Here is a 25,146-nt window from a genome sequence, read left to right on the forward strand (position 1 = left end):
TGTGTTACTATTTTACAGACTGAAGTCTGTAACTGTATTTTTACAGACTAAAGTCTGTGTTACTATTTTGCAGACTGAAGTCTGTGGTACTAAGACTTAGCTGTTCTTTTTTTCATTTTCAAACTATCTGCTGGGTATTTTGCTTTCAAAGTATCCATCTGAGTTTTAGCCCAATTGATGATTAATTCTCTTTGCTCAGGCGTTAAATTAGCTTCTTTATGTAAGCCCAAAAGTGTATATGAGCCATCTGGCATTTCTTTTTCTTCAACCGTTTCAACGATTTCTTCCAATTTGTGGTTCTGAATGGCAATAGGTAATTGGGTAAAAGTAGAAAAATTCAAATGTCTTTTTCCATCCGTTACATGATGATTCAGCATCCAAGCCACAGGCTGAATATTATTGTACCAAGGATAAACCGTCTTGTTGCTATGGCAGTCATTACAAGAAACCGTCAGCAAATGTTGAACGTCATTCGGTACATTATATTTCGTTGAGATATTGTGCGTTTGGTCGTCTGATTCGTTTTTTTCTGGATGAATAAATTGGATTAATACTAAAATAGCGACCAATCCTAAGAGAATTTTCTTCTTCATTTTGTTAGGGTTTTAATTTATAATGAGCGAATAAAGAGCAATTTGCGAAAAGCGAATAGGGTAAATACATGATTTCTTATTTACAATCATTAGAGAAAACTGTCTAAATATTTTAGTATATCCCTTGTAATTCAACGCTTTGACAGAACAAATTTATATGTCAATAAATTAATAAAAATGACTATTAGATACTCCAAGCTATTTATTCGACAATTAGTCTTTATTTCAAATTTTATTCGACTATCTCGCTCTTTCAAACGACATTTAGCCTTTCAGATTACAAAACTTTCCAAACCTGAATAACAACGCCATCGGGGTTACGGATTCCTTTACAGATAAAAATGGCATTGTTCATCCAATCGTATTTTCCAGTGGGTGCTTCAAATTTTGGAACGGCTCTAAAATAATATTCGCTTGATGGTACGGCTTCTCCACGTCCAATACGAGCCGCCACTTCGGGTGTTGCTACACGCAAACCTGTGTTTTTGATATAAATAATCACGCCATCGTCAGTCTTTATTTGATAATGTGCTTCCAATTCTGCTACGCCATCTTTTCTCACAATTTGCCAATCTGCACCACCATCCAAGATTTCGCCTTTCATTTTTGGGCCTTCAAAACTTCCTCCAATAATCGGAATGATACGACGTGTTCCTCTTGGTGTTTCGCCAACTACCAAGGCAGGTTTTAGTTTCACTTTCAATTCACAGATGTATTCTAAACTTGGAGCTTCTGGTTTTTCTGAGTTTTGAGCAAATGCTTTTATTCCAAATAATATCATCAAAAGGATAAGACAAACGTTTTTTTTCATGTCAGATTCTAGTTTTAAGATTCTTTTTTCGACCAAAAGTCAAAAAAAATCTCAATTAAATCTAATATTTATTTATAATTTTGCCATAAGAAAAACTTATGAGATTTGGAATTACGACAATTACGATACTTTGTTGGTGTGGCCGATGAGCTACATTTTGGAAGAGCAGCCGAGAAGCTTTTTGTATCTCAACCTGCTCTAAGTCAGCAAATTCATTTATTAGAAGATGAAATTGGCGTGGAGCTATTTGGTAGAGCCAAAAGAACGCAACTCCGAAAAGTAGAACTTACGGAAGCAGGAACAGTGTTCTTGATTGAAGCCAGAAAAATCCTTCAACTTTCAGGAAAAGCCATTGAAACTGCTCGTCGAATTGGCATCCAACAAAAAATTATCAAATTAGGCGTATATAGAATGATGTTACGTAGCAGGGTGGTTGAAATTCTTCGAGTTTTTGCTTTAAACTTTCCTGATATTGAAATAAAATTAGTGGAATTACCTACTTTTTTAGCCATTCAAGATGCTCTTTTTGATGAAACCATTGATTTGGGTATTACGATGCTTCCACTAAAATATAATCAACTCACGGAAACACCTTTCAAAACAGGTTATATGAAGGTAATGCTTTCAGAAACCCATCCACTTGCTTCAGAAGATAGCCTCAAACTTGACCAATTAAAAAATGAAAAGTGGATTGAAATCAATAAATCCATACACACCATTTTTGAAGATATTGAGCGAATGTGTAAAAATGCGGGTTTCAATCGTGAGTCATTTATTGTTCAAGAAGTTTCATCTATTGAGCTTTTGGGAGGATTGGTCAGTTTAGGAATCGGGATAGCTTTTGTACCATCTTTCTATGATGCCAGCCGTGTGCAAGGAGTTGTTTGTAAAGAACTCATCAATTCAGACGGTTCACCATTTAAGGAAGTGGCAATAAAACAAGCCATTTGTTACAAAACAGCAACCTCCACACCTACTATTCAAGCCCTAACATCATTGGTAAAAGATATGTAATTTTTTGTTTATCCAAAGTTATATTTCATTAGCTAAATCTATTTTTTATTAGCTAATATCCTGATATATAAGTTTTTATATCATTGAAACAGGATAAGGTATTGTACAATTTGATTTCAATATAAATTTGTATTAATAATCAAACTCTAAAGCCTTACCTCCTATCATGCTCGTATTTCTGACCATTACCATTCTTGCAGTCATTATTTTATATTCTCTCAAAAAAGGGTCTTCACAACAAGACCCACTACAAGATTTTTTAAAAGCTAAAAATAAACATAAAAAAAATAAGGTTTAAATCAAACCAAAAAAGGTACAGGAATATCCTGTACCTTTTCCATATCACTAACACACCAAATATAGCTGCCGTGATAAATTACTTTATAAGTAGTTATTTTACCATTTCAAACTATACTGTCGGTTGCAAAGTTATATGCAATTTTAATGATTCCATAGTTCATATAATCAAACTGCAATTTGTTTAATGAAATCTAAATCCAGCCTACAAAACGATTTGGACTCATCCAAAATTCTGCAAATTAATATCCATTTTTCAAAATACTGTATAATTTCTTTACGTTCAAGTTATTTTTTCTTCTTTTAATAATACCGATAACTCATTTTTTAAGCTATAATTTGCAAGACTACACAATTTCTTGCAAATTATTGCTTATATTTGCCTTCCGCAATCCATAACCCACTGAAAAACAACCCATTACCCTGCCTAATTTATGCAAGTGACTTATAAATATATAGTTATTGAAGACAATCCTATTGATAGGAAAATTTTAAATGAATGTCTTCAAAAGCTCCCCCATTTGAAATTAATAGACACTTTTCAAAATCCAATAGATGCCATTCAAACTATCCATAGCAATACCGTTGATATTATCTTTATGGATATAGAAATGCCCGAAATGTCGGGACTTGGACTATTAAATTCTTTAGAAAAAATCCCCATTGTTATTCTCATTTCCAATCATATTCAATATGCAATGGAAGCTTTTGAGATGGGTGTAACTGACTATATTCAGAAACCTTTCACTTTTGAAAGACTCTTGAAAGCCATCAGTCGAGGAATAGAATTACTTAATTTACAAAACAGAAGTATTCAAGAATTGACCGCTCCAAAAGACAATTTTATATTCTTGAAAGCTGGTCGGGAATTACTAAAATTTAATCTCAACGATATTCTATATATCGAAGCGTTAGCATCTTTTACAAAAATTTTTACCGAAGACAAGATTTCGGTAATTAGCGAATCTATTTCTGATTTACACGCAAAACTTCCCCCCAACAGTTTCTTGCGAGTACATAAATCATATTTAGTTCCTTTCAGTAAAATCATTGGAATTTCCACCAAAAATGTAATTTTAGAAAATCATAAAATACCTTTGGGGCTTTCATATCGTGAGCGAATTGAAAAAGTATTAGCAGGTAATGAGAGTATTAGAGAGTAAAAACTATCGACTTCTTATAAAAATACAAGCCCTCACAAAAATATTTTGTGAGGGCTTTTTTGCTTGATGTGTTAGTGATGAACCTCTTCGGAACATTTTGCAAAATTGTCGATTTTCATACATTCATTTTAGCGTAAAAATACCTGTTTTAAACTTTGTTATCAAACGGCGGTAAAACAGGTATTTTTACGTGTTATGTATCCAAAAATATTCCATAGTTTTGCAATAACCTCGATTGTTGGCGGACAATCATTCCCAGCCTTTAGATTTTTTTATTAGGCTGGGGATTAAGAGGACATCTCATAATAACATATTTAACTCATTGACTCATGTCTAATCTAAAAAAACATCCTAAAGATTATCATTATCCATTAAAACAAGCACAAAAAGACACTGCTCGCTGGCGTGAAACACAAGTGGTTCATGCTTTTGCTATCGACAGACAAGAGTTGATAGACATCATCAATGAAGCACCTGATGAAGTAGATGTTGTTCGTGTTTATTTTGGCATGGATGCCAACGGTCATGAAAAAATGTTCTTGGTTGCTGCTAAAAAAGAAGTAGTAACCAGTGAAGAAGATGGAGAAGAAACAATTATCATCAAAGACTTAATTGACCAAAATGCGGTTATTCAAGAAGATGGTTCGGTTGAATATTATGTTTATGATTTCACGAATCCATGCCCACCAACGTGCGATATTGAGAGTCCTTTAATGAACTAATAAACTCAAAATGCCGCAAGGTTTTTCTAAACCATTCCTTGCGGTTTTTACACTTTGCCACCTAACATTTATAAATATGAACGCTCAAGAAATAGCTACTTTTATCGTAAAAAATGTATCTTGGTTTGTTCCAATTCCGTTATTGGTGGGCATATTTAGAAGAAAATATTTGGTTAGAGAGTTACTTATTATCTTTCTCTACCTATGTAATGGTGTATTGTTTGAGCTTATTTCAAGAACAATGGCTTATTACAGCATCCCCAATCTATACTTATTTCATATTTATGTACTCATGGAGTTTTTATTTATTTCGTGGTTTTACTATGAAATATTCAAACGGTATATCTCACCCAAAATCATTCCGACTATCTTTATTTTTTTCACAATATTTTCATTGATTGATTCCTTTTTTTTACATAATACGTTGACTTTTAATTCTTATGCAAAGACTGCTGAGTGTTTAATCATTGTGGGATATACGGCCTTCTATTTGTATAAAACATTTGATGAATTTCAAGACCAAGACCCTTCCGACACACCCGTTTTTTGGATAAATGCTGGTTTTCTATTTTACTTTTCGGGTTGTTTATTTCTATTCACTTTTAGCAATTTCATACTCACTCAAGGCAAACCAATGGGCATGATAACATGGGCATTACACGCATTTTTTATCGTCATTATGTATTCCTTAATTTCAATTGGCTTATGGAGAAGTACCGCAAAATAGATATAGGATTCTTTTTTTTGTTAAATGATTTTTATCACCTAATTTCATACTCGAAAAAATTTAACCAGTAATTTCATCACTCACACACATATTTTAAATGCCTTCCCAAACTGACATTTATATTCTGTTATTTGGCGGAACGCTGCTAATGTTCTTGCTGGCAGGAATGTTACTGTTTTTTGTCACCACTTATCAGAAACGACTACTCCGTAATAAAGCCGAGGTTGAGGTCATAAAATCAAAACATCAACTTGACCTTTTTCAAAGTAGTATTGATGCTATGGAAGATGAAAGACGGAGAGTTTCAAGAGATTTACACGATGAAATTGGAGCAGCCCTTTCTATGCTGAGGCTACAAGTTGGGCAACTTCATTTTACGAGAGAAAGCCCTTCTGATAATACCGAAAAGTTGATAGTAGGAAGTAAACAGTTGATTGATAGTACGATTGAAAATGTGCGTCGGATTTCAAATGATATGTTGCCACATGGTTTAGAAGAATTTGGGTTGAAGTATGCCCTCGAAATGCTTTGTGATAAAGTTGAAGCAGCGTCGGCATTGGTGATAAATCTTGACGTTGAGTCATTAAATCGTTTAGAAAATCGTTTGGAATTGGCATTATACAGAATCTTACAAGAACTTCTAAACAATACGCTCAAACACGCAGAAGCTACTGAAGTTGATATAATTTTCTCTGCTGAAAAAGACCTACTTTCTATTACATACCGAGATAATGGTAAAGGTTTTGACATTGATTCTTTAGCCAAACGAGGTTTAGGCTTAAAAAATATTGAAAGTAGAGTAAGCATGATTAGCGGAAAAGTAACGTATACACCAACCGTTGAAAAAGGTATAGAAGTAAAAATTGGTATTCAACTTTAGTTTTGACAATAAATTTGTTTTTTTAGCTCTCCTCATATCTACAACACACACAAAGTTCTAACTACCCCAAAGTTAAAAAACCTCTGAAGAAAAATTCTCTAAATTTAAACACACTATGAATATGATTACCATCGCTATTGCCGATGACCAAATGCTTTTTAGAAAAGGCATGTCCGCCATTATCAACAGCTTCGAGAATATGTCAGTAATTTGTGAAGCAGATAACGGACGAAAATTATTAGGCTTTTTAGAAACTGTAACCCATCGACCAGATGTAATTTTGATGGACTTATCAATGCCAGACCTCAATGGAATTGATACCATGAAAATCATTCACGAACAATATCCAGAACAAAAAGTAGTGATTCTTTCTATCCACAATGAAGAAAAATTTGTGGTACATCTCATCGAATTAGGGGCAAGTGCCTATCTTTTCAAAAACTCAGAACCCGAAGATGTTGAGAAAGCCATTAGGGGTGTTATTGAAAAAGGATTTTATTTTGGAGAAGACACGCTAAGCACTTTTCATAAACGACTTTCCAATAAAAAAACGCACGTTTCGGTACACGATAATATCCCGATAATTTTAAGCACCCGAGAAGTGGAAGTATTAAATCTAATTTGCCAAGAATTGACAGCTCAGGAAATTGCCGAAAAGCTATTTATTAGTGTTAGAACTGTTGATGGGCATCGGAATAATTTGTTGGAAAAAACAGGGGCAAGAAACACCGCAGGCTTAGTTATTTTTGCGATTAAAAATAATTTGGTAAATCCTGGAGTTTTGTTGTAGAAAAGATAATAGGTTTTGGTATTAGGTTTTGAAGAACTAACTTCTAAAACCTAACACCAAAACCTATTATCTAAAAAACTATATCTTCATTACCCAGCCACGAGTATCTTCAATTTTTCCTGTTTTGATATTATCAATTTCGGTATAAACTCTTCTTGAAAAAGCATCTGCTGGACGCTCTGGCAATTCATAATCCACACCGTCAAAACCAACTGTTGAGATTGGAGCAATTACCGCTGCCGTACCTGCACCAAATGCCTCTTGAACTCGTCCAGAAGTAATTCCCTCTGTCAATTCTTTGATTGATAATTGGCGTTCTTCTACTTCCATTCCAAAGTCTTTTGCAACTTGAATAACGGATTTACGAGTTACACCGTCTAAGATGGTATCGCCCGTCGGTGCAGTTACTAATTTCCCGTCGATAATAAACATTAAGTTCATCGTTCCTGCTTCTTCAACATATTGATGCTCAGAGGCATCCGTCCAAATAATTTGGTCATAACCTGCATCTACCGCTAATTTAGTTGGATACAATGAGCCACCATAATTACCTGCATTTTTCGAAGAACCAACACCACCATGAGCCGCTCTGATATATTTTGTTTCAACACGTACACGAATTGGTTTTGTATAATAAGCACCAACTGGGCAAGTGAAAATCATGAATTTGTATGTTTTAGAAGGACTAACGCCTACGTATTCATCCGTTGAGAACATAAATGGACGAATATACATTGAACTACCTTCTTTTGCAGGAATCCAAGCAGAATCTAAACGTAATAATTCTGAAAGTCCTTCCATGAAAATATCCTCTGGAATTTCTGGCATACACATACGAGCGGCAGATTTATTGAGACGTTTCCAGTTTTCTTCTGGACGAAACACTAAAACCTCTCCCGTAGGGCTTTTATAGGCTTTCATTCCTTCAAAAATGGCTTGACCATAATGCAATGACATCATAGCTGGCGAGTAAGAAATAGGTCCGAAAGGTAGGATTTGAGGAGTTTCCCAAGCTCCATCCTTATAGTCAACCATCAACATGTGGTCGGCAAAAGAACGTCCAAAAACAAGGTTGTCAAAATCAACCGCATCAATTCTCGATTTTTCAATCTGGTGAATGTCAATCTGCAAAGTCTCAGTCATAGTAATATGTAATTTGGTAAATTGATAATCTGTGTTTTACAACTTCACAAATGCTCAATTCTAATGCAAAAATAAATTTATTTCTTATGTAAAATCTTAGAAATCAATACACTAAACGATGTTTAATAAGTTATCTGGATAATTTTTATTCCAAAATCTTGTAGAACTTCCCGAAAGTAGAAAAAACTTTCGGGAAGTAGTCGAGAGGTTCACTTCCCGAAAGTTCTTTACCCGCAATGGATATTGTTTCGGGAAGTTGAAGAAACTTATTAAACAGTGTACTAAACGATGTTTTTGTTTTAAAATAATTTGATTTTCAGTATTTCAATCACTAAATCACAAATCTTTAAATCATAATTACATCTAAACTCTTGGTTTCCAAGCTACTTCTTCAATTTCAAGTTCTTTCGCCATGATTCTGCACAGAACGAAAAGATAATCAGAAAGTCGATTCAAGTATCTGACAACCAAGCTACTAACTTCCGACTCTTCCGTCAATCTCAACACACATCTTTCTGCTCTACGGCAAACGGTTCGGGCCAAATGTCCAAACGAAACAGATTGATGTCCTCCTGGAAGAATGAAAAAACGCATAGGTTCTAAACTTTCATCCATTTTATCCATTTCCTTTTCCAAAAGTTCAATATCACCTTCGTTTAGGTCTGGAATTTGCCTTTTGGTTTGTTCTGGTTCTGATGCCAAAATTGAGCCAATCGTAAAAAGTCGGTCTTGAATTTCCTTTAAAACCTCTTTCCTACCCTCATTTATTGCTTGGTCACGTACTAAACCAATATATGAATTTAGTTCATCCACCGTTCCGTAAGCTTCAATTCTGAGTGCCGTTTTGGCAACTCTTGTTCCACCAACCAACGATGTCAGCCCTTTATCTCCTGTTTTTGTATAAATTTTCATGTTTTTGCAGGTTTTAGGTTTCAAGTTTTAGGTAATAGATTAAATACTACGATAATAGACTAACACCTAAAACCTAACCACTAATCCCTCTGTCTCACAAAGCTACATTTTTTTAATAAAATTATTTTCATAAAATCTAAAAATAATTGTCATAACAACTATTTTTTCTTTGTGATAAATTTCTATTCCTTCTTTTCATTAGAAATTTTGGGCTTTGTGGCGTAATTTTGTGGCGTAATTTTCACATTAAGTATAAGTTTAAGCGGTTGTATTGTGAAAGTTTTTCACTAACAACTATTCCCTAAATATGAGTATAGAATATTTTATTTCAAGAGTTTGGCGATATTTATCCATTGCAGCCTTCGTTATCATTCTTTTATTTACTTATCGTGGACTTCCCGACCCTACGGCGGTACATTTTGGTGAAACTGGTAGAGGAGATGGATTTCTTCCTAAAAATGAGGTTTTTTATCTTTTTGGTGGAATCATGCTTGCCTTTAATATCTTGGTAGTTTTATTGATTAATAGTGTCAACAAATTACCCAAAAGTGCTTTTCAATGGATTCCAAACAAAAAATGGCTTACCGACCGTAAACAATTAAATGAAGCAGTATTGAACTGGTTAAATTTTCTTCCAGCGGTTGTCAATACGTTTTTATTGTTGATTCTCAGAGCATTATTAGCCCTAAATGATGAAAGAACATTTAATACTGATTATACATATTTGCTTATTATTGGTATTGCAGCAATGATAATTTGGATGTTTTATTTGCCAATTAAATTGCTTTATACAAGTCCTGACGTTGTAGAAGACTAAATGTGTACCACGATTCTCCAGAATCGTTTTCTTAATACAATTCATGATTCTGGAGAATCGTTTTCTTAGTATAATTCACGATTCTGGAGAATCGTGATACATGATTCTGGAGAATCGTTTTCTTAAATCCAATTCACGATTCTGGAGAATCGTGATACACAAAATTATCCTGTGCAGAATATCAAACTTTCCGATTATACCTACGATTTACCCGATGAACGCATCGCAAAATTTCCTTTGCCCAAACGTGACGAATCGAAATTACAGGTTTATCAGCATGGAAAAATAACGCATACTACTTTCAAAAACATTACCGACTATTTACCCCAAAATAGCCTTTTAGTTTTTAATAATACCAAAGTAATTCCCGCTCGAATTCACTTCCAAAAATCAACAGGAGCAGTTATTCAGATTTTTTTATTGCATCCCGTACTACCAACACCTGTTATTAATTTGGCGATGGAAGTAACCGCTTCCTGTGTATGGGAATGTATGATTGGCAATAGAAAACGTTGGAAAAAGAGCGATATTTTGACTCAAATCTTAACCATTGACGGTCAACAAGTAGAAGTAAATGCGGAGATTTTTGACGAAGAAAAAAATCATGTCCAATTGTCTTGGGCAACTAACCTCACCCCCCGCCCCTCTCCGTTGGAGAGGGGGGATTTATTCCGAATAGAAAGCTCCCCTCTCCAACGGAGAGGGGCGGGGGGTGAGGTTAAATTCGTTGATTTAATTCAATCACTCGGGCAAATTCCGCTTCCTCCATACTTAAACCGTGAAGCAGAAACGGCTGATTATGAGACATATCAAACTGTTTATAGCGAGAAAAAAGGTGCAGTAGCCGCCCCAACTGCGGGACTTCATTTCACTGAAGAAGTTTTGAAAGGTCTTGAAAATCAAGGAATAAAGCAAGAGTTTTTGACACTACACGTTGGAGCAGGAACTTTTCAGCCAATTAAAGTAGAGAACATCATTGAGCATAAAATGCACAATGAACAAGTGGTTATTAGTAAGCAAAATATAGAAAATCTTTTAAACAATTTAGGTAATATTATTCCCGTAGGTACAACTTCTATGCGGACTTTAGAGAGTGTTTATTGGTATGGAGTGAAATTAATTTCAGATAAAAACAGTTCGTTTTTTATTGAAAAATTATATCCGTATCAACACGAAAATGTACCAACTGCTGAAGAATCGTTGAAGGCTATTTTGCAAAAAATGGTAGATAATAACGAAACAGAAATAACAGGAGAAACAGAAATTTTTATCTTTCCAAGTTATCAATTTAAACTTTGTAAAGGCATCATTACCAATTATCACCAACCAGAAAGCACCTTGATTTTATTGATTGCGGCACTTATTGGCGAAGATTGGCGACGTGTTTATGAAGAAGCCATGACAAAAGATTATCGCTTTTTGAGTTATGGTGATTCTTCGCTTTTACTTCCGTAGGACAGGAATCCTTCCTGTCAAATCATTTACTGTGACAGGAAGGATTCCTGTCCTACTTTTTCATCCCTTCCTTTATCTTTCTTTCGGCAGTATTTTCTTGTGGTTCGTAAAAGATTTTGTCCTTAATTTCATCGGGTAAAAACTGTTGTTCTACGTAATTCCCTTCGTAATTATGAGCGTATTTGTACCCTTTTCCGTAGTCCAATTCTTTCATTAATTTGGTTGGAGCATTGCGTAAATGCAGTGGAACTGGTAAATTCCCTGTCTGACGCACCAATGCCAAAGCATTATCAATGGCTAAATATGCCGAATTACTTTTGGCGGAAGTTGCCAAATAAATCACCGTTTGCGAAAGGATGATGCGTGCTTCGGGTAAACCAACCGCCCGAATGGATTGGAAACAGGTATTTGCCATCAAAAGGGCATTCGGATTGGCAAGCCCAATGTCTTCCGAAGCCAAAATCATCATTCGTCTGCCGATAAATTCAATGTCTTCGCCTCCTTCAATCATGCGGGCGAGCCAATAAATGGCAGCGTCAGGGTCAGAGCCACGAATGGATTTAATGAAAGCCGAAATAATATCGTAATGTTGTTCGCCGTCTTTGTCGTAGAGTGCAATATGTTGTTGCAATTTTTCAACAACCATTTCATTGGTAATTTCCAAAACCTCCTCCCCTTCGTTGAAAGTCGTGACTAATTCCAAAATATTATACAACTTCCGACCATCACCGCCCGAAAACTGCAACATGGCTTCGTATTCTTTGATGACGACTTTTTTATGCTTCAAAAAAACGTCTTTTTCTAAGGCTTGATTGACCAAGAAAATTAGTTCTTCTTTGCTCAAAGGTTTGAGAACATACACCTGACAACGAGATAAAAGTGCCGAAATAACCTCGAATGAAGGGTTTTCGGTAGTTGCCCCAATGAGTGTAACCGTTCCTTTTTCAACTGCTCCTAATAGTGAATCTTGTTGAGATTTTGAAAAACGGTGAATTTCATCAATGAATAAAATGGGCGAAGGACTATCAAAAAACTGTTGTTTTTTGGCCAAATCAATCGTTTCCCGAATATCTTTTACACCCGAATTAATGGCAGAAAGCGAATAAAAAGGGCGTTTGAGTGCCTTAGCGATGATACTCGCCAAAGTAGTTTTGCCAACTCCTGGAGGTCCCCAAAGAATAAAAGAAGGCACACGACCTGCTTCCACCACCCGACGAAGTACGGCTTTTGCCCCTACCAAATGTTGTTGCCCGACGTATTCATCAAGCGTATCTGGACGCATTCTTTCGGCTAATGGTTGCATAAGAATAAATTAAAATTAAAACCGAAAACGAACAAACTCAAAAAACTCTCCTTTCTTAAACACCTGACTATCAGCAGGTAATTCCACAAAACCATCACAATCGGTTAAGTTAGCAAAGTCGGCCGAGCCGCTACCTTCAAAAGGAGTAGCCATTAATCTTCCATCTTGAAAATACGTTTTTACGGGAACAAAATACGTTAAATTTGGCTTGAACGATACGTCTTTATCCAAAACTACAACTTCATTTTTACGCTCTAAAAAGTATTTACAGAAACATAAAAACGTAGAAACGGGATTCCCCGGTAAGGCAAAAACGGTTTTCCCTTCGTCAGTTTTGCCAAACCAAAACGGTTTTCCTGGCTTTTGAGCAACTTTGTGAAATAACTTTTTTACGCCTAAATCTGTCAGAATTTCGGGAACAAAATCTTTCTTTCCTGCCGATACCCCTCCGCTTAATAAAATAACGTCGTGATTAGACAAAACCTCCTTTAACTTACTGAATAACAATTCTTTATCATCTGTCAAATGAAATAAATTTGCCTTTACTCCTACCCTTTCTAACGCCGCCGACAACATATATGAATTGGACATTCTGATTTGATAAGGTAACGGATTTGCCGTAATTTCTACCAATTCATCGCCCGTAGAAATCACGGCAACTTTTGGAGGTATTTCTACTTTTACGCTCGCTTTTCCAACTGATGCCATCACGGCAATTTCAGACGGAGAAATCTTTAAACCTTTTTGTAAGAGAATGTCACCCATTTTTCGGTCAGAACCTTGACGATGCACATTTTGCCCTTGTGAAATCTCCGATAATGGAATCGTAATTTTAGCCATTTTTACACCATCAACTTCCTGAATATCAACATCTTCATAACGAATAACGGTATGGCAACCCAAAGGCAAAACCGCCCCAGTCATCACTTCCATACAATTTTCGGGATTTTCAAGGGATTTTTGGGCTTCACCTGCGTATTGAGTAGCTTCAATTTTGAAAACTTCCGATTTCTGATTTATCACAATTCCATCCATCGCCACTCTATCAAAAGGCGGAAAATCTCGGTCGGCTATAATATCTTCGGCTAAAACTTTACCCACACTTTCCAAAAGTGAAACTTCTGAAACATTAGGAATAAAAGCATTTTCTTCTACTATTTTAAGGGCTTCTTTTACGGAAATCATTTGTGAGGTTTTAGTGGTTTGGTTTTAGGTGTTAGAGTAAAACTATTCCCTAAAAACTAAAACCTGAAACCTATCTTTTTATCTTTACACAAAAATAGAAATTTAAGTTTAAAACAAACGATGAAATCTTTTACTCATTTAGATAACAACAACAACCCATCTATGGTGGATGTCTCTGAAAAAGCCATTACCAAACGTACCGCTACGGCTCAAAGTATCGTGGTTTTGACGGACGAAATTATCGCCAATTTCAAAGATGGTGACCTCCAAACTAAGAAAGGCTCTGTACTACAAACTGCTATTATTGCGGGAACAATGGGTGCAAAAAAGACTTCTGATTTAATTCCGCTTTGTCATCCTTTGGGATTAGATTCTTGCAAATTCAAAGTAGAAGTCTCTGGAAATGAAGTCATTATACAATGTACTTGCTCATTGACGGCAAAAACGGGCGTTGAAATGGAAGCTCTCACAGGGGCAAGTGTCGCAGCCCTAACTGTGTACGATATGTGTAAAGCGTTTTCGCACGACATTGTGATTAAAGAGACAAAATTATTATTGAAAACGGGTGGAAAAAGTGATTATAAAGTGGTGTAGGGGCGAATTGCATTCGCCTAATACTTGTAAATGGGTGAATGCTATTCACCCCTACCTATATTTATGAATAAAATATCCTTTTCAGCTCTCATTCTCTCAGGCGGACTCAGCTCTCGCATGGGTGAAGAAAAACGGCTAATTCATTATCACGGCAAAACCCAAGAACAATATCTTTTTGACTTATTAAACTCTTATTGTTCAGACGTTTACGTATCAATCAATCAAAACCAAACCACTAATTTACCGCATATCCAAGACCTTGATTTACCCATCAAAAGTCCGATGGTGGGCATACTTTCTGCCTTTCAGAAAAACCCAAATATGGCTTGGTTGGTGGTGGCTTGTGATATGCCTTTTGTGGATAAAAAAACGATTGAGTTTATTTTGCAACACCGCAAGCCAGAGAAATATGCAACGGCTTTTGAAAATCCTGAAGAGCATTTTCCAGAACCACTACTAACGATTTACGAACCTAAAATCTATCCAAATCTGCAAGAAGCCGTAAATCAAGGCAAAAAATCACCCATGAAAATTCTGCAAAGCCTTGACATTGAGTTGATAAAAAACTTTGATTTTCAATGGATTAAAAATATAAATACCGTAGAAGAAAGGATAAAGATGAATCCCTTTTAGTAGAATTTACAAAAAAAAATCTTATTCTGTTTTAACAACTTAATGTTGAATACTCTCCTTAAAACTCTTTTCCCAACCATGAAAAAAACACATTACATAATCCTATTTTTATTACTTTTTCAAATTCCTCTCTTCGCTCAAAAGAACCTAACTTTATGGTACAAACAACCCGCCCGAAATTGGAATGAAGCCTTGCCAATTGGTAACGGACGCATCGGGGCAATGATTTTTGGCAAGCCCGAAAGCGAACTTATTCAACTCAATGAACAAACGCTTTGGTCGGGCGGACCAGTGAATAGAAACCCCAATCCAGAGGCTTCAAAACACTTGCAGGAAGTCAGAGAGGCTATTTTTGCAGAAGATTTTGAGAAAGCCGAGCAATTAACCAAACAATTGCAAGGGCTATATTCAGAGGCTTATCAACCTTTGGGAGATTTAGTGTTGAAGCAAAAATATAATGGTGAAGCAACCGATTATTACCGAGACTTGAACATTGAAAATGCCATTTCAACGACTCGTTTTAAGGTTGGGAATACAGAATTTACCCGTGAATTTTTCGTGTCTGCTCCTACTCAAGCAATGATTTTCAAATTGAAATCTTCTCAAAAAGGAGCATTGGATTTTCTGCTTTCAACCAAAAGTCTGCATCCCATTTTAAAATCATTAATGGGTCAAAATCAAATCGTCATGCGTGGCAAAACACCCGCATCCGCTGCTCCAAATTATGTAAGAGATAGAAAAGAAGCGGTTGTTTACGAAGATGAAAATCATTGTAAAGGCACACGTTTTGACTGGCGTTTGGTGCTTCAATCTACCGATGGAAAATCGACAACTGACACTTCTGGCTTTCACGTTTGGGATGCTTCTGAAGCCGTTTTTATCCTCACCGCTGCCAGTAGTTTTAACGGGTTCGATAAATGCCCTGATTCGGAAGGAAAAGATGAAAAAGCATTGGCTGATAGTTATTTAAAATTGAGTAAAAATAAATCCTTCGATGAGCTAAAAAATGCCCATATTGCTGACTATCAAGGTTTTTTTAAGCGAATGAGTTTTTCTTTAAACGGAAATCCAAGTGTTAATTTACCCACCGACCAACGACTTTTAAAATATACAGAAGGAGCAAAAGACCCATCTTTGGAGAGTTTATATTTTCAATTTGGACGATATTTATTGATTTCGTGTTCTCGTCCAGACGGACTTCCTGCCAATTTACAAGGCATTTGGAACAACTCAATTCGTCCGCCGTGGAGTTCAAATTATACCATCAATATCAATACCGAAATGAATTATTGGCTGGCAGAAATGTGTAATCTTTCGGATTTGCACACGCCACTTTTAAATCATATCAAGGCAATTGCTGAGACTGGTAAAGCAACTGCTAAGAATTTCTACAATGCTCGTGGTTGGGTTGCTCACCATAATTCGGACGTTTGGGGACTTTCTAATCCCGTGGGAGATTTAGGTAAAGGCTCGCCTGTGTGGGCAAACTGGACGATGGGTGGAGCGTGGTTGAGCCAACATTTATGGACGCACTACGCTTTTACAGGTGATAAAAAATATTTGAAAGAACAAGCATACCCGTTGATGAAAGAGGCTTCGATTTTCTGCGAAGATTGGTTAATTCAAGACGGAAAAGGACATTTAGTAACGGCTCCGTCAACGTCTCCTGAAAATGTGTTTATTACCGACAAAGGTGTAAAAGCATCGGTTTCAATGGCTACAACGATGGATATGTCCATCATTTGGGACGTTTTTACGAACACCATTGAGGCTTCTGAAGTATTGGCAATTGATGCCGATTTTAGAAAAGAATTACTTGAAAAACGAGCCAAACTATTTCCTTTGCAAATTGGCAAAAAAGGCAATTTGCAAGAATGGTACAAAGATTGGGAGGATGTAGAACCGCAACACCGTCACACTTCGCATTTGTATGGCTTGCATCCAGGACGACAAATTTCACCGCTTCGTACGCCTGAGTTTGCCAATGCAGCTAAGAAAACCCTCGAAATTAGAGGTGACGACGGAACGGGGTGGAGCAAATCATGGAAAATCAACTTTTGGGCAAGACTTCACGACGGAAACCACGCTTATAAATTGGTACGTGAACTCTTGAAATTGACAGGCATGGAAGGCACAGAGTACACCAAAGGCGGCGGCACGTATCCGAATTTATTTTGTGCCCACCCTCCTTTCCAAATTGACGGAAACTTTGGCGGAACATCGGGTATGGCAGAAATGTTATTGCAAAGTCACGATGGCTTATTGAATATTTTGCCTGCCTTACCAGACGATTGGGCTTCGGGCGAGATAAAAGGCTTGAAAGCACAGGGTGGTTTTGAAGTAGATATGACTTGGAAAAACAAAAAAATCACGGCATTAACTATCCATTCTTCATTGGGTGGAATCTGTAAATTGAAAGTATCGAATACTCTAAAATTGGTAGGAAAAACAAAATTATCAACGCAAAAAGACAAATCATTGATTGATTTTATGACGGTGAAAGGAGGAAAATATACTTTGATTGGAGGTTAATTTTATTAGCACACAAAATTTTAACAGATTTGATATTGCCTATTAAATTTAAAAAGACGGCTTCGCTCTAAGTGGAAGTCGTCTTTTTTAATTTAACGCTGAATAGAAAACCGAATCTCTTACTGATTAAACAGGTTCATTATTAATTTTTGTTCGAGATTTAATTTCGTTGTTCATTTGATTTACCATTATTATACTTGGCAATAAAGTAATGCCACAACCCATCGCTCCCGCAATTAATACAAAGTTGCCAGTTTTTATAGCCAAATAAACAAGAGTCGCAACCGCAACGACCATGACAATACCAAGACCAATAATGGCTCCTTTTAATGTTTTTTTCTTTGCTTGAAGTTCTTCCAATGTTAATTCTGAGAGTTTTTTTGTTTTCATAATTAGTAAGTAGGAATTGGGATTTAAGGTTTATAACTCATTACCAATCAAGTTCGGAATGAACTGTATTAAAAACCAAATTCCAGACCAAATATTATTTTGGTTCTATTTTTTTAAACACAGTTCATTCCGAAAAATAAAACTCTTTCATTTTTTAGCTTTAAAGTAAAACTAAAAAATGAAAGAGTTTAGAAATTGTTTTGATTCATTAACCTGCATTTGCATAAGCCATTTTAATCCAATCAATTACTTCATTATCAATTTCATTGATGTCAGAAAGGTTAATTTTGTGTGAACAAATTCCATTAGGTTTTTCTGCTTCTAATTTACCTTTTGCTTCAACTCCTTTTAGGTTAAACCCAATTTCAAATCTTGTTTTTGAGGCAGGATTTAAAATTATAAATTGCTTTTTCCTTTTCAAACTCACGTAGGTTTTTTTAGGTGCAATTTCAAATTCCCCATCAAACTGATGTATTTCGCCTACTAATTTATCATAAAATGGTTTTAGATGCTCTTTGCCTTTATATTGGCTAACAATTAATTCATCCGTATCCGTTGTAGAATCTGCATCAGTCCCCAAAACTTTTAGGGCAATTTCAGAGGCGTATCCGTGCGTAACGTTGTGCGTTTCTTTCAAGAATTTCACAATTTCACCGTGTTTTGAAAGACTTTGTTTTGAAATTAATACTTTCCATTCATCTAAAGAATAACCTGTTTTTTCTTTTAGGTTTTCGAGCATTGTTATGACTGTCTTATCCATCGTTTTATTTGTTATTTTCTACTGATTTTTTAAGTAAGTTTAATCCTTGTTCGTTCATTTTTTCCATTCCTGCTTTTGCACTAAATAGCCACATAAAGAAAGCATCAGGCAAAGCAGATTGTACTTTAAAATCTTGTTTTACTTCGATGCCGTTGGCGGTTTCAGCAAAGTAATAATCAAAAGTAGGTTTGGCTACGAATGGTTTTTGAATATCACATTGCATTCCTATAAAATTTTGTTCATCAATTTTTACAATTTCCTGAAAACCTAAGTCTTTACCTGCGTTTCCATCCCAATGATATTGAGCCCCCACTGTTCCGTCTGTACCCTTCACTTCATGTTTTTGGGTTGGGTCTTCAGCCAAAAATGGCGACCATTTCGGGAAATTATTTAAGTATTTTACCATGTCAAAAACTTCTTGTTTTGACCCTTTAATGGTAACTGTTTTTACAATTTGAATAGACTGCAAATCACTGGCTTTGTACAAACCAAATCCAATAAATGTAACGATTGCAAGGGCTATTGTTATGAGTATCATTTTCTTATTCATGTTAATTTGTGTTTAGTTTTGTATAATTGCTACATTGGTTGAATAGCCCTCACTTCAACGGTTCCTCCCATTAATAAAATAGGACAGTTTTTTGCCATTTCTACGGCTTCATCAATCGTATTGGCTTTTACAATCATATTGCCCCCAAGCGTTTGCTTATCAGCAATATGAATTCCTTCAGTTACTGATTTGTTAGCAAAAATTTGTTTGCCCTCAAAGCTGAGTTGATGTGTGCTAATCAGTTTTTCCTGTATAACAATATTGCCAATAAAAGCACCCCATTGTTGGTGCATTTCGTTCATTTCAACTTCTGTTGGTTGGTAGTTGTTGTTTGGTTCGTATCTGAACAAAAGCATAAAATCATTTTTCTGTATCATTTCATTTTGTTTTAAATGTTAATAATGATACAAATGTAGAGTAGTACAATTAGCTCATTCTTGCCATAGGACAAGAAAACCATTTATACAGAAAATGATTGTGTTTTTTGGAAGATTGCCCAGTGTAAGAATAAAATAATGGGCGGAGCAAAGGCAGGAATGATGCAAAATGGGAAAAACGCTAAGGTATCTACGCCCATTGCACCCGTGTCGATAGATATTTTGGTTAGTACATTGGCAGCGATGGCAGTAAATAAAATATCTACCGTACCAAAAATATTCCAATAGTAGGTGAGTTTTTGGGCATAGCTTTTTTTGTTTTGAATGGCATTCGCCACAAAAATACTACTCACTGCTGTGAGCATATCACCAATACCTGCAATAAAAGCAAATGGCTTTGGCAATGCGTTATGCGTAGCAAGCAATATAAAAAAAACGCCTATTAAACGAAAAATATGAAGTTTTACTAAACTTTCCAATGCTACATTTTCTAAAATAGTCTTGTAAAACTTTGTTTTTAAGACTATTACAAAAAGTAAGAACGCAAAGGGAAAAGTGGTAAATAAAAGAATTTTGGGAGGAAGAGTCACTTGATGAAACCAACCCTTATAATCAGCCAAAGCAATATAAGTTAAGTATAAAACAAAAAAGGCTATCACGATTAAGTAAGCCCTTTTGTTCTGTATTTTTTTTGCTTCTTTCCGAATAAATAAAACGATTAAAATAAATGGTGCAGGAATAGCGATAAGAAAAGCTATTGAAATCCATTGTGGTAAGAGGTAATGCACTAATGTATTCATTTTTTGTCTGTTATTTCTTTTCTAATTCTGCTTAAAGATGTATCGGTAATGCCTAAATATGTTGCAATTTGTTTTAAAGGTACATTTTGAACAATATCAGGTTTAGATTTAAGAAGATTCAAATATCGCTCCTTTGCGGGGTCAGCAATGATGGATACAGAATGATTTTTCAACTCAAAATAATTATTTACTAATCGAGTACGCCCAACCTCTCTAAAGGCTTCGATGTTAAATAATTTCATAAAGTTTTCAAAAGTAATTTTCCAAGCAACACATGGAGTAATTGCCTGAATGTTCTCTCGGCATTTTGTCTTTAAGAAATAAGAATACCAGTCTATCACGATGTCTGTTGAACTGAAAAATTTAGTGCTTATATCATTACCTTCTAAATCTATTACATAAGACCTTGCAAAACCACTTTCCATAAAATAATAGAAATTTGCAGTAGAGCCTTCTTGAATAAAATAGTCATTCTTGGCAAATTCAATGCGTTGGTACTGACTTAGTATCATGGCTAAGTCTTCTTTATTGAAATTTTGTTCGTTAAATATTGTTTGTAAATAATGTTTATCAGTCATCATTTCATTAGACTTCGGTTTTATTTTGGTATATTAATTACCCTGTTTAATACACTGTTTAATAAGTTTTCTGAATAATTTTCATCCTAAAATGTTTGATTGGAGAACTTCCCGAAAGTTTTAGAACTTTCGGGAAGTTTAAATAACTTATTAAACAGCGTATTTAATCATGTTTTTGAAATTGTTCAATCACGGAAATTACGCCAGTTAAAGTACAAGGCGAGAAGTATTTTTCGTTTGATTCAGGGTCAATTGTTGCGTTTGATACAATCCCAACTACCAAGCCTTTTTCATCAACTAATGGAGCACCACTCAATCCACCAAATTTTTCGGGTACAATAACCTCTTTTAATAATATCCGATTTTCAATTGTTTTATGATATTCAAACTCATAAACTCGTTGTTCTCCCTCTTCCATTTTACGTGTCCACCCAACTACGTACAATTTTTCACCCATTGTCAAAGGTGATGTTCTTAACTGCAATGGTTTGATATTCGTATGATTTTCTTTGATAGAAAAAACGAGCCAATCTTTCTCAAAGGTAGATTTACTTTCTAATAATTCAGCTTTATTTTCATTGAGTAGTTTATCCGCCACAATTGTTTCATTGGTATGATTAAGTGGATAGAATGACCAGTTTTTCACTTCATTCGCCAATGAAACCGCATTCATTTTATCTGTTTTTATAATTTTCAACAGATGTTTTGCGGTGATGGCAAAAGTATCATTTTGATAAGTCAGCAAAAAAGCACAGCTAAACTTGGGTTGATTAAATTTAGCCTCATAAAACTCAATTTTATTCACAAGACTAATAGGCTCGAAATTCTTCTGAGAAACGCCATGTTGACCAAAAGAATAACTCACCATAAATATGAATAGAAATAAGAAAATGGCTTTCATGTTATTTTATGTTAGATTGTTCTGCTTCCTCTGATTTGCAATCATTCTTTTCCGAAACCTTAGTTTTGCTAAATTTCCTTTAGTTGCCCCCGTGGCAGATGTCCCACCTGATATGGGGACAGACCATTGGCATACCGATTACAAGTCGTTTTGAGCTGGGTTGAAGCCGTAAAATAGTCGTGGTTCAAGCGAGGACGCTTGAACCAGTAGGGGAATTTAAGCTATTCGACATTTCAAAGTCGAATGCTTGATAAATCGGATTTCAATCCGCTATCAATTTTATAGGATTGGAAATCCTATTTATCTAAACTTCGAGATTGTCCTTCGGAACATCTCGAAGAGCGGAAATAGTCGTTATTGGTTCAAGCGAGGACGCTTGAACCAGTGGGGTGTTATTGGTTTATTAATGGTAATGATGCCTCAAGCAGAATTTCATTTTTATCTTGATTATGTAACCAAATAATAAACCCTTTGTCCACTATGTTAATTTTCTTTGTTGTGGAGTCATAGTCAACGATAATTGGTGTGATTCCACTTCTCACCTGTAATGAAGCAATAGATGTTAATGCCTGTGTTAGATTTCCTGGGTTTAAATCACTTCCCCTTGGATGATTGGGTCTTATTACATCATTTATCTCACTTCTTCTCAATCCTTTGTCTAAGTCAGATTCTTCAGCATTTAGGATAGCAAACAATATCCATTTATACATTTCCAACTCAGTTGGTTGAAAACCTTCAATTAAACTTGAAATAAATTTATTATATCTTCCAGAATGCTGGCTTACTACTTGATCTACAAATTTATCCAATTTGGAACAATCTAAAACAAATTGCATTCCTTCAAATGTTTGATGAATATTATTGTCATTACAAATAAGATAACAAACTTCTTGAACAACATAGACGTTTTGTAAACTTTCTCTAATAAGTACTTCCTTAATAGTTTCGTCAAATGACACGTTCAATAAATGTTCTCCATCTTCTACCAATTTTTTTAACTCATGATGTTCCCATTTGTCAGCATTTACTGATTTTACTCGTCCAGCTAAATCTCCATTGAGTACAATTAATCTATTTTCTTCTAACCAAACTCCAATAATTAAAAAGGTAAACTTTGAATTTTCGTGAAATGCTTTAAGAGCAATTGAAAAATCTCTTTGGGTTTCAGGTTTTAAATAATGAAAATCTTCTAACACCAAAATTTTATCAAATTTAATCTCTTCTAACGCTTTAATTATATCATTAACATCCTCAAGGTCAATATCTAAAGACTTTGTCGTTTTTTCATTTTCCCTACCAACTTCTCCTTCCATCTCGGCTTCAGTTTTTGCAAACAGATTCCAACCGAACGTTGCTTTGACTTTAGCCTTACCAGAGGTAGTCAATGACTTTGAAACAGTTAGTTCATATCCTGCTTGCTTTAATATGTTGTTATGTATCTGTTCAATATCCCATTTGTTGCTACAATGAACAAGTACATATTGAGTTTGTGTCAAGTTCTTCTTTCGTAAAGATGTTTTACCTTGTTTAGAACTGCCGTAAATTACTACATGATGAGAACGATCCAATGAATCAAGTAATATTTTGTCAGCAGATCTCTCAATATAGTTTAAAGGTAAATCTCTTTGTATTCCAAAAACATCCTTTGTCTTGTTAGTTTGTAATGTCATAATATCTTGAATCTTGGTTTGTTTAGTTGTAATAAATGGCGAGCAAACTATTAAAGGTATGACACATTCTCTATCCATAATGTGTCATACTGTTTGAAAATCTTCTTATCCTTGATGGTGTAATTCTTGTCGTACTCATTATATCTTTATAAAACCTATGCAACAAATATACACATTCCTCCTATTATTAAAAGCACAATTTATCAAACGGTAAAAGCACAACCTATCAAAATCTTCCCTAACTTAGCCCAAACAAATAAAACCATTCCATGCAGTTAATCCTTCATCAATTCAGCTTAAAACTTCGTCATACTTTTACTATTACGCACGAGTCTCGTGATGTGCAACCTACGCTTATCGTGGAGCTTCGGGATGGTGATTTTCGGGGTTTTGGAGAGGCTACCGAAACGCCTTACTATGGCGTAACAATGGCAAAAATGATGGCTCAATTAGAGGCAATTCGTCCGCTTATTGAAAATTATGACCTCCAAAGTCCAGAACAATTTTGGGCGGATATGCACCCGCACCTCAAAGACGACCATCCTTTTGCTTTATGTGCTTTGGACATTGCCGCCAACGACCTTTGGGCAAAAAAACAAGGACAACCTTTGTATAAATTGTGGGGTTTAGATGCTACTAAAAATCCTATTACTGATTATACCATTGGCATTGATACTGTTGAGAAAATGGTTGAAAAAATGCAGGAAGTGCCATTTCCATTGTATAAAATTAAATTAGGCACAAAAGACGATATTAAAATTGTACAAGAACTACGTAAACATACCGATGCCGTTTTTAGGGTAGATGCCAACACGGCTTGGGGCGTGGAAGAAACCTTACAAAATGCTATTGCCTTGAAAGAATTGGGCGTAGAATTCATAGAACAACCCATGAAAGCCGACAATTGGGAAGGTATGAAACGTGTTTTTGCGGAGTCGGTTTTGCCTATTATGGCGGATGAAAGTTGTATCGTGGAGGAAGACGTGGCTCGTTGTTACGGTTTTTTCCATATTATCAATATCAAACTGATGAAATGCGGAGGACTTACGCCTGCTCGTCGGATGATTGCAAACGCTCATAAATTGGGTTTGAAGGTAATGGTTGGTTGTATGACAGAATCGAATGTGGGTTGCTCGGCTATTGCTCAATTATTACCGCTTTTGGACTTTGTGGATATGGACGGAATCCTTTTGGTAGATGACCAAGTGTCAACAGGTATCACCATTGATTATGGAAAAGTGATTTATGCGGAGGAGAACGGAACAGGAGCTGGTTTGAGGTAATGGTGAATTAGTGTCGTATCGTAATCTGAACTATGATTTTTAGGATTAGTCGATTGTGGAATTGTTTTGAAAAATCGTATCATCTTTAAATTTCATCGGAATTATATACTATTTGACGCAAAACCTCACCCCCGACCCCTCTCCGTTGGAGCAGGGCTGTTAAGTTCTAATGATATTGAAAAGTTCTTTGACATTTGCACGAAATAAAATTTGGCTATTGGTAATCGAGCTACCGTTAATTTTTCTGTGAATATTGATGGCTATCG

26 protein-coding genes are annotated in these 25,146 nt (G+C 35.5%); 12 read left to right on the forward strand and 14 right to left on the reverse strand.

Annotation, left to right across the window (positions count from 1 at the left end; translation table 11 throughout):
- Positions 1–89: 89 nt before the first annotated feature.
- Positions 90–593: a heme-binding domain-containing protein gene (locus VB796_RS18325; RefSeq protein WP_323348034.1), complete on the reverse strand. Its 504-nt coding sequence runs from the start codon at positions 591–593 to the stop codon at positions 90–92.
- A gap of 277 nt (positions 594–870) precedes the next feature.
- Entirely contained in the window at positions 871–1,404 is a 534-nt protein-coding gene (locus tag VB796_RS18330; RefSeq protein WP_323348035.1) for a DUF3237 domain-containing protein, read from the reverse strand.
- Positions 1,405–1,509: 105 nt separating this feature from the next.
- Between VB796_RS18330 and VB796_RS18335 the strand changes: the two genes are divergently transcribed.
- From VB796_RS18335 to VB796_RS18360, 6 genes are all read left to right on the forward strand, one after another.
- Positions 1,510–2,418, forward strand: coding sequence for a LysR family transcriptional regulator (locus tag VB796_RS18335; protein ID WP_323348036.1), 909 nt, complete (start codon positions 1,510–1,512; stop codon positions 2,416–2,418).
- 731 nt (positions 2,419–3,149) lie between these two features.
- Positions 3,150–3,878, forward strand: a complete 729-nt coding sequence (locus VB796_RS18340) for a LytTR family DNA-binding domain-containing protein (RefSeq protein ID WP_323348037.1) — start codon at positions 3,150–3,152, stop codon at positions 3,876–3,878.
- A 329-nt stretch (positions 3,879–4,207) separates the two neighbouring features.
- Positions 4,208–4,600 (forward strand): hypothetical protein, encoded by a 393-nt coding sequence (locus tag VB796_RS18345; RefSeq protein ID WP_323348038.1) that lies wholly within the window; start codon positions 4,208–4,210, stop codon positions 4,598–4,600.
- 76 nt (positions 4,601–4,676) lie between these two features.
- Positions 4,677–5,327: a hypothetical protein gene (locus VB796_RS18350; protein ID WP_323348039.1), complete on the forward strand. Its 651-nt coding sequence runs from the start codon at positions 4,677–4,679 to the stop codon at positions 5,325–5,327.
- Positions 5,328–5,424: 97 nt separating this feature from the next.
- A complete protein-coding gene (locus VB796_RS18355) occupies positions 5,425–6,207 on the forward strand; it encodes a sensor histidine kinase (protein ID WP_323348040.1) in 783 nt (260 codons plus the stop codon).
- Between the two features lie 115 nt (positions 6,208–6,322).
- The gene (locus VB796_RS18360; RefSeq protein WP_323348041.1) at positions 6,323–6,997 is read left to right on the forward strand and encodes a response regulator transcription factor; all 675 of its coding nucleotides are present in this window, start codon (positions 6,323–6,325) and stop codon (positions 6,995–6,997) included.
- Positions 6,998–7,075: 78 nt separating this feature from the next.
- Here VB796_RS18360 and VB796_RS18365 read toward each other — a convergent pair whose 3' ends face one another.
- Both VB796_RS18365 and VB796_RS18370 read right to left on the reverse strand, forming a co-directional pair.
- Positions 7,076–8,140, reverse strand: a complete 1,065-nt coding sequence (locus tag VB796_RS18365) for a branched-chain amino acid aminotransferase (RefSeq protein ID WP_323348042.1) — start codon at positions 8,138–8,140, stop codon at positions 7,076–7,078.
- 363 nt (positions 8,141–8,503) lie between these two features.
- The gene (locus tag VB796_RS18370) at positions 8,504–9,052 is read right to left on the reverse strand and encodes a cob(I)yrinic acid a,c-diamide adenosyltransferase (RefSeq protein WP_323348043.1); all 549 of its coding nucleotides are present in this window, start codon (positions 9,050–9,052) and stop codon (positions 8,504–8,506) included.
- Between the two features lie 307 nt (positions 9,053–9,359).
- Between VB796_RS18370 and VB796_RS18375 the strand changes: the two genes are divergently transcribed.
- Together VB796_RS18375 and VB796_RS18380 are read left to right on the forward strand one after the other, a co-directional pair.
- Positions 9,360–9,869, forward strand: coding sequence for a DUF1648 domain-containing protein (locus tag VB796_RS18375; RefSeq protein WP_323348044.1), 510 nt, complete (start codon positions 9,360–9,362; stop codon positions 9,867–9,869).
- 171 nt (positions 9,870–10,040) lie between these two features.
- Positions 10,041–11,324, forward strand: coding sequence for an S-adenosylmethionine:tRNA ribosyltransferase-isomerase (locus VB796_RS18380; protein ID WP_323348045.1), 1,284 nt, complete (start codon positions 10,041–10,043; stop codon positions 11,322–11,324).
- A gap of 52 nt (positions 11,325–11,376) precedes the next feature.
- On the opposite strand, the gene VB796_RS18385 is transcribed toward VB796_RS18380, so the two are convergent.
- Both VB796_RS18385 and VB796_RS18390 read right to left on the reverse strand, forming a co-directional pair.
- Positions 11,377–12,627, reverse strand: a complete 1,251-nt coding sequence (locus VB796_RS18385; RefSeq protein WP_323348046.1) for a replication-associated recombination protein A — start codon at positions 12,625–12,627, stop codon at positions 11,377–11,379.
- A gap of 15 nt (positions 12,628–12,642) precedes the next feature.
- A complete protein-coding gene (locus tag VB796_RS18390) occupies positions 12,643–13,812 on the reverse strand; it encodes a molybdopterin molybdotransferase MoeA (RefSeq protein ID WP_323348047.1) in 1,170 nt (389 codons plus the stop codon).
- Between the two features lie 120 nt (positions 13,813–13,932).
- Here VB796_RS18390 and moaC point away from each other — a divergent pair, with 120 nt between their 5' ends.
- The 3 genes from moaC to VB796_RS18405 all read left to right on the forward strand — a co-directional run bounded on the left by moaC (position 13,933) and on the right by VB796_RS18405 (position 17,571).
- Complete coding sequence (gene moaC / locus VB796_RS18395; protein ID WP_323348048.1) at positions 13,933–14,406, forward strand: cyclic pyranopterin monophosphate synthase MoaC; 474 nt, start codon at positions 13,933–13,935, stop codon at positions 14,404–14,406.
- A 63-nt stretch (positions 14,407–14,469) separates the two neighbouring features.
- Complete coding sequence (locus VB796_RS18400) at positions 14,470–15,039, forward strand: NTP transferase domain-containing protein (RefSeq protein ID WP_323348049.1); 570 nt, start codon at positions 14,470–14,472, stop codon at positions 15,037–15,039.
- A 78-nt stretch (positions 15,040–15,117) separates the two neighbouring features.
- A complete protein-coding gene (locus tag VB796_RS18405; protein WP_323348050.1) occupies positions 15,118–17,571 on the forward strand; it encodes a glycoside hydrolase family 95 protein in 2,454 nt (817 codons plus the stop codon).
- Positions 17,572–17,697: 126 nt separating this feature from the next.
- On the opposite strand, the gene VB796_RS18410 is transcribed toward VB796_RS18405, so the two are convergent.
- The 8 genes from VB796_RS18410 to VB796_RS18445 form a co-directional block, all read right to left on the reverse strand.
- Positions 17,698–17,961, reverse strand: a complete 264-nt coding sequence (locus VB796_RS18410) for a hypothetical protein (RefSeq protein WP_323348051.1) — start codon at positions 17,959–17,961, stop codon at positions 17,698–17,700.
- Positions 17,962–18,169: 208 nt separating this feature from the next.
- Entirely contained in the window at positions 18,170–18,721 is a 552-nt protein-coding gene (locus tag VB796_RS18415; RefSeq protein WP_323348052.1) for a DUF5655 domain-containing protein, read from the reverse strand.
- A gap of 4 nt (positions 18,722–18,725) precedes the next feature.
- Positions 18,726–19,259, reverse strand: coding sequence for an SRPBCC family protein (locus VB796_RS18420; RefSeq protein WP_323348053.1), 534 nt, complete (start codon positions 19,257–19,259; stop codon positions 18,726–18,728).
- A gap of 41 nt (positions 19,260–19,300) precedes the next feature.
- Positions 19,301–19,648 carry a YciI family protein gene (locus VB796_RS18425; RefSeq protein ID WP_323348054.1) on the reverse strand — a complete coding sequence of 116 codons (348 nt, stop codon included), beginning with the start codon at positions 19,646–19,648 and terminating at the stop codon, positions 19,301–19,303.
- 83 nt (positions 19,649–19,731) lie between these two features.
- Positions 19,732–20,448, reverse strand: coding sequence for a hypothetical protein (locus tag VB796_RS18430; protein WP_323348055.1), 717 nt, complete (start codon positions 20,446–20,448; stop codon positions 19,732–19,734).
- The gene (locus tag VB796_RS18435) at positions 20,445–21,029 is read right to left on the reverse strand and encodes a Crp/Fnr family transcriptional regulator (protein WP_323348056.1); all 585 of its coding nucleotides are present in this window, start codon (positions 21,027–21,029) and stop codon (positions 20,445–20,447) included. Before VB796_RS18435 ends, VB796_RS18430 begins: the two co-directional genes overlap by 4 nt.
- Positions 21,030–21,189: 160 nt before the next feature.
- A complete protein-coding gene (locus tag VB796_RS18440) occupies positions 21,190–21,927 on the reverse strand; it encodes a trypsin-like serine protease (RefSeq protein WP_323348057.1) in 738 nt (245 codons plus the stop codon).
- Between the two features lie 392 nt (positions 21,928–22,319).
- A complete protein-coding gene (locus VB796_RS18445) occupies positions 22,320–23,675 on the reverse strand; it encodes a hypothetical protein (protein WP_323348058.1) in 1,356 nt (451 codons plus the stop codon).
- 191 nt (positions 23,676–23,866) lie between these two features.
- Here VB796_RS18445 and VB796_RS18450 point away from each other — a divergent pair, with 191 nt between their 5' ends.
- Positions 23,867–24,880, forward strand: coding sequence for a dipeptide epimerase (locus tag VB796_RS18450; protein WP_323348059.1), 1,014 nt, complete (start codon positions 23,867–23,869; stop codon positions 24,878–24,880).
- Positions 24,881–25,146: the final 266 nt, after the last annotated feature.

It is taken from the genome of Arcicella sp. LKC2W, from assembly GCF_034931005.1.
Lineage (GTDB): Bacteria > Bacteroidota > Bacteroidia > Cytophagales > Spirosomataceae > Arcicella.